Genomic DNA, 13,672 nt, shown 5'->3' on the forward strand with positions numbered 1-13,672 from the left:
GATGACCAAACAGATAGCTATTGTGGGGATGGCCTGTCGCTTCCCCGGCCATGTCCAGGGCCCCGAAGATTTCTGGGCGCTGCTGCGCGACGAAAAAGATGCGGTGACGCAAATCCCGGCCGACCGTTTCGGCACGGAATTTTACCAGCACCCGTCCAAACGGGAAGCAGGCAAGAGCTACACATTCTCGGCCGGTGTTCTGGACGATGTCGCCGGTTTCGATGCAGCGTTCTTCGGTATTTCGCCACGCGAAGCACAGCAGATGGATCCGCAGCAGCGCCTGCTGCTTGAACTCGCATGGGAAACCTTCGAAGATGCGGGCGTGCGTCCGCGCGACATGCAAGGCAGTAATTGCGCGGTCTATGTGGGCGTGGCGAGTCCGGATTACGGCAACCGTTTCGTCGACGACCTGAACACGGTCGATCCGTACTCAGCGACCGGCAACACGCTCAGCATCGCATCGAACCGTCTGTCGTATCTGTTCGACCTGCGGGGGCCGAGCGTTTCGGTGGATACCGCGTGCTCGTCGTCGCTGGTCGCTTTGCATCAGGCGTGTCAGGCGCTGCAATCCGGCGATGCCGAGATGGCGCTCGCAGGCGGCGTCAATCTGTTGCTGCATCCATTTGGCTTCGTGACGTTCTCGAAAGCGTCGATGCTCTCGCCACGCGGACGCTGCCGCGCGTTCGACGCCAGCGGCGACGGCTACGTCCGCTCGGAAGGCGGTGCGCTGGTGATGCTTAAAACGCTCGAGCGAGCGCTGGCCGACGGTGACACGATCCACGCGGTGATCGCCGGCTCGGGCGTCAACTCGGACGGCTACTCACAAGGCGGTATCAGTGTGCCGGGCGCGGCCACGCAAGCGGCATTGCTGCGCACGGTCTACGAACGCGCAGGTGTCGATCCGCGCTCGTTGGTGTATGTCGAAGCGCACGGAACGGGCACGGCGGTCGGCGATCCGATTGAAGCGCGTGCGTTGATGGAAGTCGCATCGGCGGGCCGGCCTGTTGACCGGCCACTGTTGATCGGCTCAGTGAAAACGAACGTGGGCCACCTCGAAACCGCCTCCGGTATGGCCGGCCTCCTGAAAGCGATTCTGTGCCTGAAGCATCGTGCTGTGCCGAAGACGCTGCATTTCGAAACGCCCAATCCGGCGATCAATTTCGTCGGCGGCCGGTTGCGCGTGGTGGACCGTCTGACGCCGCTCGACAGCGGCGCGGAACCGTTGGTGATCGGCGTCAATTCGTTCGGTTTCGGCGGCACGAACGCGCATATCGTATTGCGCGAAGCGCCGGCGCAGGCAATGGCAGAAGAACACGTCGAATCAGTTGACACGACGCTCCCGCCGCTGATCCTGTCGACCCGCACGCAGGCCGCTTTGCCGGCGCTCGCCGCGCGCTATCTGTCGATGCTCGATAATGGCACGCCGTGGGCCACGCTCGCATCGAACGCAGCGCATCGTCGCCAGTGGCTGAAGCACCGCGCGATCGTCACGCCTTCGACGGAATCCGAAGCGCGCGCGACACTCGCCGCGCTTGCCGCGCCGACACCGGAGCAAACGGAGCCGGCGCTCGTGCAAGGCGAGGCGCCCGGCGACGACACGCGTCTCGCACTCGTTTTCTCTGGTAACGGCTCGCAGTGGGCGGGCATGGGCAAGCAATTGCTCGAGCAGGAGCCGGTATTCCGTGCAGCGCTCGACGAACTCGACGCGCTGTGGCGCGCGGACGGCAGTCCGTCGCTGGTCGAGATGTTGCGCGACGGGGTGAGCGCTGAACGGCTGGAATCTACCGAGCATGCGCAGCCATTGCTGTTCGCGCTTCAGGTCGGCGTGGTTCGGGTCATTGAGGCACGCGGCATCGGCTATGACGTGTGCCTCGGCCACAGCGTCGGCGAGGTCGCCGCGGCATGGGCTGCTGGCGCGTTGACGCTGAAGCAGGCCGTACACGTGATCAAGATCCGCAGCCGAGCTCAGGCAAGCACGCGCGGCATGGGCAGGATGGCCGCCGCCGGTCTCGGCGAAGCCGCGATGCGCGCGCTGATGGCGCAAGTCGGCGTGGACGGCGCGGTGGAAATTGCGGGCGCGAACAGTCCACAGGCGGTCACGCTGGCCGGCCCGCTTCCAGCGTTGCAGATTCTCGAAGCAGCGGTGAAGGAAAGCGGCCGTTTCTTCCAGATGCTGGAACTCGACTACGCGTTCCACAGTCGTCAGATGGATCCGATCGAGCCGACCGTGCTTCATGGGCTCGCCCATCTCGTCCCGAACGCCGCAGCGCGCAGCTTCTTCTCGACGGTCACTGGCGCCGGACTTGCCGGCACCGAACTCGACGCGCGCTACTGGTGGCGCAATATCCGCGAGCCGGTGCGGTTCGGCGATGCTGTCGCTCATGTCGCCCAGACGGGCGTGCGCCTGTTCCTGGAGGTCGGCCCGCATTCGATTCTGCGCACCTATGTGACGCAGACGCTCGACGACGCCCGCATCATCGGCCGCTCGCTGCCGACGCTCAAGCGTAACAACGACAGCGCGCAGATGCTGCACCACGCGATCTACGCGATGCTCGCAAATGGCGCGCGTGTCGACGTCGAACGCTTTGCGCCGATGGGCGCACGCGTGGCACTGCCGTCCTATCCGTGGCAGCACGAACGCTATTGGCTTGGCCCGACCGCGGAAGCCTACAACCTGGTGAATCGCCGCCGCGAACATCCGTTGCTCGGTTACCGTCTGCGCGAACACGCGCTCGCGTGGGAAAACCAGCTGGATCCGGCCGGCCTTCCGATGCTCGCCGACCACGTGGTCGATGGCGGAGTGGCATTCCCGGGCGCGGGCTACGTCGAGATGGCGCTTGCGGCTGCACGTGTGCATTTCGGCACTGATAGCTGCGCCGTCGAGAACGTCGAGATTCGTCTGCCGGTGGTGTTCCAGCCGCAGCATTCGAAACTGTTCCGCTTCACTGTTGATGTGCACACCGCAAGCTTCACGATCGAGACGCGCGATCGCATGTCCGACGAAGCGTGGTCGCTGAACGTCACCGGCCGCCTGCTGGCGAGTGGCTGCGCGCTGAGTACGGAAGGCGCTCCCAGCGGACTGCCAGCCACCACGCTCACCGATCTGTTCGCGCAACCGCCTTTGGCCGGCGCAACGTTGTATGCGAGCACCGCCGCGATCGGCTTGAGTTACGGTCCGGCATTCCAATGGGTGCGCGCGGTGCACGTCGACGCTAACACCGACATGGCGCTAGCGGAATTGGATATCCCCGCCGTACTCGCACAAAACAAAACGGAACTGAGCGCCTATGTGCTCCATCCGGCCTTGATGGACAGCGGGTTCCACCCGCTGTTCGCCCTGATCGCATCGGCGCGTCCGGCTGAGACCGAGCACGCAGCGTATGTGCCGGTGCAAATCGGACGCATTGACTATCTGCGTGGCGATGCGATCCGCTACGTTCTCGCCCGGATCGAACGACGCAGTCCGCATTCGGTCGTGGCATCGTTCGAGTTCGCCGACGCGCACGGCGCGATCGTCGCACGGCTCGGCGCATGCCGCTTCCGTCGCGTCGATCTGATGGGGCGCCGGCATCATGCGCCTGCACGTTACGCCTATATCGCCGAGGCTAAGCCCCTTGCGGCCGACCTGGACGCACGCATGTTGCCCAAGCCGGCCGCGTTGCTGGAAAATGCCGCCGCGGCGTTGGCTGCGCAGGAAGATCAGCCGCGCAGACAGGCGCATCTGACTGAAATGCTGCCGCTGCTCGACGTGCTCGCCAGTGGCTACGCATTGAACGCACTCGATGCGATAAACGCATTTGCCGAACCGTCGCTGCCGGACTGTGCGCATCCGGCACTGCTGACGCGTCTCGTGCAGATCGTCGTTGAAGACGGTTTGGCGCAGCGTGACGGAACGCGTTTGGTGCGCGACGCCGTGGCTTGCGCAAACCTGCCGGGCATCGACGAACTTTGGCGCGACCTGCTCGCGCAGTCGCCCGCGCACGTGGCCGAACTGACCTTGCTCGCGCATTGCGGCGCGGCGCTGCCGGCTGTTTTGCGCGGCGAGGTGAGCGGCGCGCAGATCCTGCCGCCGTCGCGCAGCAGCTTGGTCGAGCATTTCTTCGAAGCGTCGCCGACATGGGCGCACGTCAATGCGCTGACCGGCGCTTGTCTGCATCGCGCCATCGAAAGGTGGAGCGAACCGCGCCGGTTGCGCGTGCTCGAACTCGATTCGCCTTCGAGCGACGTGTTGCAGCCACTCGCGATGCACATGCCGGTGCCACGCTGCGACTATACGATTGCAGGCACGCATGAGCAGCTGAGCGGCTTTGACGCGAGCGAGCATCCGTCCGTCCGGATCGCGAACATCGAGTTCGGTGATGCACCGCGCCTGTCCGGCATCGAGGCCGGCGAGCGTTACGACATTGTCGTGGCAAGCCATGTTCTGGCCGCGCAGACTGAGCCGCGTGCGCTGCTCGCCGCGCTGCGCGGCTGGCTTGCGCCAGGCGCGCTGGTCGTGATCGCGGAGCCTCGTAATAGCCGCTTCGCCGATATCGTGTTCGATCTCGACGCGGATGCCGCGCATGCCAACGCGCGCCGTGCGGCATGGCTGTCGCCGGTAGCGTTGGCGAAACACCTTGAAGAAGCGGGTTTCGATCAGGTCACACGGCATACGGAGCAGGGTCTGGATCTCGAAGGCGCACCAACGCTGATTGTTGCTCGCGAGCCGCTTACGGGCGCTTCTGCTGGCAACGAGACTGGAGCGCAGACGCCGCCGCCTGCGCATTGGTCCTTGCTGTACGCAGCGGAAACCGGGGCCGACGACACCCTGGCTGCTGCCTTGCAGGCAGCCGGCCACACGACGTCGAGCAGCACGCTGAAGGTGTTGCGCCATGACATGAGCAAACTGGCCGCGCCGGCGGGGCGCCCGCATCACGTGGTATTCATCGCGCCGGATCAAACCCTGTCCGCCGATGCGGATGGCGCGGACGTAATGCACTCCCAGCAGCAGACCTCGCTTGCACTCGCGCAACTCGTGCGCGATCTTGTGGCGGTGGCAGAAGTCATGCAGCCGCAATTGTGGATCGTCACGCGGGGTGGTGCGCCAGTCGTCACACCGTTCGCAGATGCCGTAGCGCTGCGTCCCGAGCAAGCCGCGATGTGGGGGCTTGGCCGGGTGCTGGCCAACGAGCATCCGGAGCTGTCGTGTCGTTTGATCGACGTATCGCCGGCCTGCCGCGATGCAGATGCCGAATTGGCGCGCGAGCTGCTCGCGTCCGACGGCGAGGAAGAAGTGTTGCTCACCTCACAAGGCCGCTACGTACTGCGCATGCTGCCTGCGGCGAGCGCGGCATTGCGCAGCGAATCGGCTACGCCGGTATGTCCACGGAACGAAGCGGCGGTGCTCGGTTTTGCATCGCCCGGCTCGTTGCGCAACCTTGAATGGTTCGCGCTGCCGCAACGCGAACTCTCGGCCAATGAAGTTGAAATCGAACCCGTCGCAACTGGCCTGAATTTCCGTGACGTGATGTATGCGATGGGCCTCCTGTCCGACGAAGCGGTCGAAAACGGGTTTGCCGGCGCGACGATCGGCATGGAACTGTCGGGGCGCGTCGCGCGCGTCGGCCGGGACGTGCGGCGTTTCGCGCCGGGCGATGCGGTACTCGGTTTCGCACCAGCGTCCTTCGCGAGCCTTGTGCGCACGAAGGCCGAGGCCATCGCCCACAAGCCCGAACGTCTCACGTTCGAAGAGGCAGCCACGGTGCCGACCACGTTCTTCACGGCGTACTATGCACTGTGCGAGTTGGCGCGACTGCGCCGCGGCGAGCGCGTGCTCGTGCATGGCGCGGCGGGCGGAGTGGGGATCGCGGCGATCCAGCTTGCGCGTCACTTGGGTGCGGAGGTGTTTGCAACGGCGGGCAGCCGCGAGAAGCGTGAATTCGTTCGTTTGCTCGGCGCCGATCACGTGTTCGATTCGCGCAGCCTTGCGTTCGCCGACGAAATCCGGGAACGCACGCAGGGTGCGGGCGTCGATATCGTGCTCAATTCGCTGGCCGGCGAAGCGATGGTGCGCAGCATCGACACGCTGCGGCCGTTCGGCCGTTTCCTCGAGCTCGGCAAGCGTGACTTTTACGAGAACAGCCGCATCGGCTTGCGGCCGTTCCGCAACAACATCAGCTATTTCGGCATCGACGCCGACCAGTTGATGAGCGCATTGCCGGATCTGACCGCGCGCCTGTTCCAGGAGGTCATGCAGCTATTCGCGGACGGCGTGCTGCATCCGTTGCCGTATCGCGCTTTCCCGGCCGAACGGGTCGAGGAAGCATTCCGTCACATGCAGCAGGCGCGTCAGATCGGCAAGATCCTCGTGACGTATCCGGCAGGCACGCCAAGTCCGTCGCGTGCGAGCGCCGGCGCTGAAACGCTGCAACTCGATCCGGCAGCGGCGTATCTGATCATCGGCGGGACTGGCGGGCTCGGTTTTGCCACTGCGCGCTGGATGATGTCGCGCGGAGCTCGAAATCTGACGCTGGCAAGCCGTTCAGGCGTGCTTGCACCGGAGTTCGCCGCAGAGGCTGCGCATTGGCGCGAAGAAAACGGCACACAGGTGCACGCGGCAGCCTGCGACGTCACCGATGCAGCCGCGCTCGACGCATTGCTCTCCGATATCGCCGCGCGTGGCACGCCACTCAAGGGTGTGCTCCATTCGGCGATGGTGATTGACGATGGCCTCGTGCGCAATCTCGACGACGAGCGTTTCGCCGCGGTGCTCGCGCCGAAACTGGCCGGCGCGTGGAATCTGCATCGCGCCACCCGTGATGCGCGGCTGGACTTCTTCGTGGTGTATTCGTCGGCGACGACCTTCCTCGGCAATCCGGGGCAGTCGAGCTATGTGGCGGCCAACAGCTTCCTCGAAGCGTTGATTGCGCAGCGCCGCGCTGCCGGTTTGCCGGGCACCTACATGGCGTGGGGGCCGCTGGACGATGTCGGTTTTCTCGCGCGCAACGCTGGGACGCGTGAAGCGCTGCAGGCGCGCATCGGCGGCCTGTCGATCTCATCGGCCGAAGCGCTGGCCGCGCTCGAACGTGCGCTCCTCAATATGAACGCGGGCGAGGCGGTGGTGCGGCTCGATTGGCAGGCGCTCTCGCTCGGCATGCCGGCCGCCCGTGCGCGCCGCTACACCGAACTGCATGCGCGCGGCAATCACGAACCGGCCCGGCAGGGCGGTGCGCAGACGCGTGACCAGATCTTGAGCCTGCCGTTCGCGGAGGCGCTGCGTCTCGTCCAGGAGACCGTGCAGGCGCAGATCGCGCGCATCCTGCACATGTCGCCGGAAAAAATCGAAACCGGTCGCTCAATTCTCGACATGGGCATGGATTCGCTGATGGGCATGGAGCTCGGCATGGCCGTCGAAGAGAGCTTCCAGGTCAAGCTGTCGATCATGACGATGGCTGAAGGCGCGACGGTGCGTTCGCTGGCGCAGCGGATCGTCGAATCGATCCAGACACAGGACGACGCGGCGGAGCCAAATGGCGTCGCGGCGCAAGTGGCTGCGGTCGCCGCGCAACATGCGCTCGATGTCGGCGCGCATGCGCTCGCCGATGTCGCCGATGCGTTGTCGGGACAGACGCATGAGGCAGCGCCCGCGTCTGCGCCAAACGCGGCGGCGGAGCTCGTGTGATGCGCCCGCCCGCCGGTTGGAGCCACCGTGAAGGCACGCTCGGACGGCCGTTGGCGTTGAGCGGTCACGGTCTGCATACCGGCCGACGCGTGAATGTGAGCATTCTGCCGGGCAACGCGGGCAGTGCGCGCGGCATCGTGTTCCGGCGCATCCAGGACGGTCGCGTGCTGGCCGAACTGCCGGTGAGCCCGGCGTTGCGCCGGGGTCAGCCGCTCTGCACGATGCTCGAGGCCTCCGGCGGGGTGCGTGTGCGCACGATCGAGCATCTGCTAGCGTCGTTGCTGACTTGCGAAATCGATCGCGCGACTGTCGAGCTGGATGCCGAAGAAGTGCCGATTCTCGACGGCAGCGCGCGGCCGTGGATCGACGCGATCCGCGCTTGCGGGCGTGTGGAGTTGCCGGACGCCAAGCGCTTCATTCGCGTGCTGCGTCCGGTCAAGATCGCCGACGGCGAGGGCACGCGCGACGAGCGCAGCATCTCGATCGAACCGTCCCGCGTTTACGAAATGACCGTGCGCAACGATCTGAAGGGATTCGGCGTGTTGCGCTGGGACGGCGTGCTGACGCCCGCGAGTTTCGCCGACGCGATCGCGCCGTCGCGTTCATACGGACGCGTCAAGTGGGCGATCCCCGCGATTCTCGCTGGCTACGTGCGTGGCATGCCAATTCTGCGCGGTGCGCGGCTGTCGTGCACCGCGGCGATTGTCGGCAATCGCGTGGTGGGCGGCATGCGCGTGCCTGACGAGTTCGTGCGGCACCGCGTGCTCGATCTGGTTGGCGACATGGCGATGGCCGGCTCGCCGCTGATCGGACGCGTGTGCGCGTTGCGGCCGAGTCACGAAATGAACTACCGGCTGGTTGCCGAGCTGCTCGCCACGCGCGATGCGTGGGAATGGGCTGAATTCACTGCCTGACCATCACTATCAGACAGGCACGTCACGGGGTTATCGGAAGACTATGGGATTGGGCAATCACATCCGCCAGCAACTCGCCGCCAAGGCGTTGATGCGGCAACTGGAGCGCGTCTCCGAAGAAGTGAAGACGCCCGGCGCACCGCTCGCCGTCAGCGGCACGCGCGCGGCGCAGGACGCCTCTCGCGCCGCGCTGTGCAGCTTCGAGACAATGCCTGGTTATCAGCAGGTCGAAATCCTGCGGCAGATGAGTGAGAAGCTGCAGGTGCAGTCGCCGTTCTTTCGCGTGCACGAAGGCATGGCAGGCGCAACCACGCGGATCGGCGGGGCCGAATATCTGAACTACGCGAACTACAACTACCTGGGGCTCGCCGGCAATCCGCTGGTGTCCGGGCGCGCGAAAGAAGCGATCGACCGTTACGGCACGTCGGCATCGGCGAGCCGGATGGTTGCCGGCGAACGGCCGGTGCAGCGCGAACTGGAAACGGCGCTCGCGTCGTTTTATGAGGCGGACGATTGTGTCGTGTTCGTGAGCGGCCACGCCACCAACGTGACCGTGATCGGCTCGCTGTTCGGGCAGGGCGACCTGATTGTGCACGACTCGCTTGCGCACAACAGCATCGTGCAGGGCGCGCAGTTGAGCGGCGCGAAGCGACTGAGCTTTCCGCACAATGACTGGCAGGCCCTCGACGCGCTGCTCGCGCGCGTGCGGCGCGACTACCGGCGCGTGCTGATCGCTATTGAAGGGTTGTACAGCATGGACGGGGATATCCCCGATCTCGCGCAGTTCGTCGCGATCAAACATCGCCATGCCGCCTTCCTGATGGTCGACGAGGCGCACTCGCTGGGCGTGCTTGGCGCACGCGGCAAGGGCGTGCGCGAGCATTGCGAGGTGGCGAGCGCGGACGTCGACATCTGGATGGGCACGCTGAGCAAGACGCTGGCGGGGTGCGGCGGTTTTATCGCCGGCTCGCAGGCGCTGGTCGATATTCTGCGGCATCTCGCGCCCGGCTTCCTGTATAGCGTGGGTCTCGCGCCCTCGCTCGCGGCGGCGTCGCTCGCCGCGCTCGAGCGCCTGATCGCCGAGCCCGAACGAGTCGCGCTGCTGCGCGCGCGCGGCAAACAGTTTCTCGACGAAGCGCGCGCCGCGGGTCTCGATACTGGCAAAAGCGCGGGCTATGCGGTCGTACCGATCATTACCGGCAGCACCTTGAAGGCGGCACAATGGGCCAACGCGATGTTCGCGGACGGGATCAACGTGCAGCCGATCTTCTATCCGGCCGTCGAGGAGAAGGCGGCACGTCTGCGGTTCTTCATCTGTTCGACACACGAGCCCGAGCAGATCAGCCGGACCATCGCGGCGCTCAGGCGCCTGCCCCGTTAACGAGGACAGGCTGCCATGTACGCCGTTCAAGCAGAGCGCACCGAGGGGCGCCATCGTCACAGCGAGCCGGGCACCTTACGCTTTCGCCCTTCGCGGCCGGAAGACGCCGAAGCATGCGCGCCGCTGATCTTCGCCTCGGGCGTGCGGGAGTTCGGTTTTTTTCTCGGTGAACTCCCCTGCACATGCATCGAATTTCTGGAATTCGCGTTCACGACTAAACGCGGCCGCTTCTCGTACCGGCGTCATCGCGTGGCCGTGACCGACGACGATCGGGTGGTGGGAGTGCTGGCGGTGCACGACGGCCGTCAAACGTGGCTCGACGATCCACATGTCGCACTGATGTTGCTGCTGTTTTTCGGCGTGCGACGCACCGTTCGCATGCTGTCGCGCGGACTGGTGCTGGAGAGCGAATTGCCCGCGCCGAAATCGTCGCAGACTCTGATCGCCCATTGCGCGACGCATGAACTGAGGCGCGGCACGGGCGTATTCAGCGCGCTGTTCATGAATGCATTGAATACCCGCTTGATGCACGACGAAGGCGGGCAGCAGATCGTCCTCGATGTGCTGGTCAGCAATACCCGCGCCTACGATCTGTATCGACGCTTGGGTTTTGTCGAATTGCCGCGCCGCGGCCCGCCCGCGCGGCGTTTGCCCCGCGAACTCGAATCGGTGCGGATGCAGTTTGCAGGAAGGACTTGAGCGGGCCGTTCAGGAACGCCGCCTGGCGAGCCTAAATATCCGTGAGCATGGCGGTTGCGGTGCCTGACGGGTTGAGAGGATCCGCCCGGCGCACGCAGCGCTGACGGAACGATGTATTGACCACATAAAAACATGTAGAAAGGAAATATGACCATGCAGATTCATCCAGTGATTCTTTGCGGCGGCAGCGGCACCCGGCTGTGGCCGATGTCGCGCGGCGGATATCCTAAGCAATACCTGAAGCTAACTGGGGAAAACACGCTGGTTCAGCAGACCGCCCTGCGGCTACGAGGCGTCGCCGACATCGCTGCGCCGATCGTCGTGACGAACAACGAGCAACGCTTTCTGGTCGCCGAACAGTTGCGCCAGGTCGACGTCGAGTCGTCGGCGATCGTGCTCGAACCGGTCAGCCGCAACACGGCGGCCGCGATCGCCGTGTCGGCGCTGCTTGCGTTGCGCGATTCTCCGGAGTCGTTGCTGCTCGTTCTGCCGTCTGATCACGTGATCGCGGACGAACCGGCCTTCGTCAAGGCGGCCGGGGATGCCGCGCATATCGCGAAGGACGGTTACCTGGTTACCTTCGGCATCACGCCGACGGAGCCGCACACCGGCTACGGCTATATCCGTGCGGGCGCGGCGCTCGTCGACGGCGCATCGACCTTCGCCGTCGACTCGTTCGTCGAGAAACCGGATGCCGCGACCGCCTGCCGTTTCATCGTGGAAGGCGGCTACTACTGGAACAGCGGCATGTTCATGCTGAAGGCGTCCACGTATATGGAGGAACTGCGCCGCTACGAGCCGGAAATCGCGCTGCAGGCGGAGCTTTCGCTGAAGGCCGCGCAGCACGACAACGACTTCGTGCGTCTGGACGAGCAAGCCTTCGCCGCCAGCCCGAACATTTCGGTCGACCATGCCGTCATGGAGAAAACTAAGCGTGCCGCCGTGGTCGCCGTGGCGAATCTCGGTTGGAACGACATTGGTTCCTGGACCGCGCTCGCCGAGATCGCCGAGTGTGACGCGCAAGGCAACGCGCAGATCGGCGACGTGCTCACCGATGCGGTGACCAATTCGTACATTCGCGCCGAGCATCGTCTGGTGGCGGCGATTGGTCTGGATAACGTAGTAATCGTTGAGACCGCTGATGCGGTGCTCGTCGCGCATCGCGACCAGGCGCAGGACGTCAAGAAGATCGTCGCGCAGTTGAATACGCTGGGACGTCACGAGTCGGTCACGCATCGCCGCGTGGTCCGGCCGTGGGGCTCCTATGAAGGCATCGACAGCGGCGACCGCTTTCAGGTCAAGCGCATCGTCGTCAGCCCCGGCGCGCAGCTGAGCTTGCAAATGCATCACCATCGCGCTGAACACTGGATCGTCGTCAAGGGCACCGCGCTCGTCACGAACGGCGACAAGGAAATCATCCTGACTGAGAATCAGTCGACGTATATTCCGCTCGGCATTACGCACCGACTGTTGAACCCGGGCAAGATTCCGCTGGAGTTGATCGAAGTGCAGTCGGGCGCGTATCTCGGCGAAGACGATATCGTCCGTTTCGAAGACACCTACGGCCGCGTGCCGAAGGCGTGACGGCGCAAAGGCTGAGCTGCCGAGCCGGCGGGCCCGATTTCGGACTCCCGGTCGACGCGTAGCGCCGCCTGGAAGCACAGCGTTGGCTTGCCCTCATATTGGTGGTGTTCAGAAGGCTTGCCCGATCCCGCTGGACGATGTGGAGTTATGTCCACATCGTGCAAAATCTGGCTAAAGAAGCTTGACGCGGAACGGGTTTGGGCACTGTCTTAGGGACGACAGCAGGGTGCACGGGCAAAAGCACCCATCGAACAGAAATGTCGGGCCAAATGAACCCTATGGAAGGCGCGGAGAACACGGATTCTCCTTCGTTAGCGGCGATAAAGGACTGGCAGATTGACGCCACGAGCCAGCATGTCGCGATGCGCCTGTCGGTGGAGAGGGCATCGGAGATGTCGATTGCCGCAGGCGAACACGGCTTTCGACTGACATCGGAGCAGGCACGCCAGATCATCCGTGACCTGAGCGCGGCGGTGCTGGCAATGGACGTAAAGATGCTCGCGGGGCGGGACGACGCAAAAGACAGCAATGTCTATCTTCGCGAGGAAGCGGATTCTGACCGCTATGACGAGACCGTGTTCGCGTCGTTGCCCGGGCAGCCCACTTGCAAGGCTCAGGTTTCACCTATGACGCGCCCAGCTGACACTTACCTGCGCTTCCTGCAACTGACCGGGGCCTTGCCTGGTGAGGGATCGTCCCTGCTACCGCTTGGCCCGCTCGAAGAACGCATTCTGACGCTGGTAGCCTGCACCGCACAGGACAACGAGTGGCTATCAGTCCGGGACCTGATGGCGCAGAGCAAACTCGGTTCGCCCGCGACGCTTCACGGTCGCCTGAAATCGATGCGGAGAAAAGGCTGGGTCCGGCTCGCGGGCACTGATGATTCCAGGCGCAAACAGATCGAGCTTACTGAGGCTGCCTGGCGGTATTTCGACCGGCTGTCGGCGTGTGTGATGACGGCCCTGGACAGGTGATAATGGGACCCCAAAGCCGCCATGTCGCCCGCATACTCCAGTGCCGGGCTGATACCGCGGGATGAATTTGGCGCAGAGAAATGAGGTCGAGGCGCCATCGGCATAACTAATGCTGCGAAGGTGACGAAAGCGAAGACCGTCGCAGCAGCATATGCGGTGGCTCCGCTGTTCTAGCCTGGGGGCTGTTAGCATCGAGTCCATGATCGGCTTATGACCATTCCCTTCGCCTGCTTTGCAGCGCGCGTCGCAAGGCTGCGGGGAAGTCAAAAGTGATATGAAATGCCGATTTGCACGGTCGGATACGGCGGTAGGGCGATGCCTTTTCTCGCAGTTGCTGTAAGCCCCTAAAGTTTTCGCTGGGATGACCGCTAACCCAGTTGCAGCCGTCACTTTGCGCGGCATCACTTGCCCACCCGCAGTCTGAACGTTATTATTTTCATAACGATGAACCTGAGAGAAC

At 64.4% G+C, this 13,672-nt stretch carries 6 protein-coding genes; all 6 read left to right on the forward strand.

The features are described 5' to 3' along the window. The first annotated feature begins 1 nt into the window (after position 1). The 6 genes from AB6809_RS31200 to AB6809_RS31225 all read left to right on the forward strand — a co-directional run bounded on the left by AB6809_RS31200 (position 2) and on the right by AB6809_RS31225 (position 13,212). The gene (locus tag AB6809_RS31200; RefSeq protein ID WP_371027994.1) at positions 2-7,660 is read left to right on the forward strand and encodes an SDR family NAD(P)-dependent oxidoreductase; all 7,659 of its coding nucleotides are present in this window, start codon (positions 2-4) and stop codon (positions 7,658-7,660) included. After that, positions 7,660-8,574, forward strand: coding sequence for a UDP-3-O-acyl N-acetylglycosamine deacetylase (locus AB6809_RS31205; RefSeq protein ID WP_371027995.1), 915 nt, complete (start codon positions 7,660-7,662; stop codon positions 8,572-8,574). The genes AB6809_RS31200 and AB6809_RS31205 overlap by 1 nt, the downstream gene beginning before the upstream one ends. Before the next feature lie 43 nt (positions 8,575-8,617). Next, the gene (locus AB6809_RS31210; RefSeq protein WP_371027996.1) at positions 8,618-9,955 is read left to right on the forward strand and encodes an aminotransferase class I/II-fold pyridoxal phosphate-dependent enzyme; all 1,338 of its coding nucleotides are present in this window, start codon (positions 8,618-8,620) and stop codon (positions 9,953-9,955) included. Positions 9,956-9,970: 15 nt separating this feature from the next. After that, entirely contained in the window at positions 9,971-10,654 is a 684-nt protein-coding gene (locus AB6809_RS31215; RefSeq protein WP_371027997.1) for a GNAT family N-acetyltransferase, read from the forward strand. A 153-nt stretch (positions 10,655-10,807) separates the two neighbouring features. Further along, positions 10,808-12,238 (forward strand): mannose-1-phosphate guanylyltransferase/mannose-6-phosphate isomerase, encoded by a 1,431-nt coding sequence (locus AB6809_RS31220; protein ID WP_371027998.1) that lies wholly within the window; start codon positions 10,808-10,810, stop codon positions 12,236-12,238. A gap of 626 nt (positions 12,239-12,864) precedes the next feature. Next, complete coding sequence (locus AB6809_RS31225) at positions 12,865-13,212, forward strand: winged helix-turn-helix domain-containing protein (RefSeq protein WP_371028018.1); 348 nt, start codon at positions 12,865-12,867, stop codon at positions 13,210-13,212. Positions 13,213-13,672: the final 460 nt, after the last annotated feature.

This window comes from Paraburkholderia sp. RCC_158, from assembly GCF_041355255.1.
GTDB lineage: Bacteria > Pseudomonadota > Gammaproteobacteria > Burkholderiales > Burkholderiaceae > Paraburkholderia > Paraburkholderia graminis.

Coding starts and splice junctions, on each gene's coding strand:
- AB6809_RS31200 (WP_371027994.1), top strand. CDS start 2: ATGACCAAACAGATAGCTATTGTGGGGATGGCCTGTCGCTTCCCCGGC.
- AB6809_RS31205 (WP_371027995.1), top strand. CDS start 7,660: ATGCGCCCGCCCGCCGGTTGGAGCCACCGTGAAGGCACGCTCGGACGG.
- AB6809_RS31210 (WP_371027996.1), top strand. CDS start 8,618: ATGGGATTGGGCAATCACATCCGCCAGCAACTCGCCGCCAAGGCGTTG.
- AB6809_RS31215 (WP_371027997.1), top strand. CDS start 9,971: ATGTACGCCGTTCAAGCAGAGCGCACCGAGGGGCGCCATCGTCACAGC.
- AB6809_RS31220 (WP_371027998.1), top strand. CDS start 10,808: ATGCAGATTCATCCAGTGATTCTTTGCGGCGGCAGCGGCACCCGGCTG.
- AB6809_RS31225 (WP_371028018.1), top strand. CDS start 12,865: ATGACGCGCCCAGCTGACACTTACCTGCGCTTCCTGCAACTGACCGGG.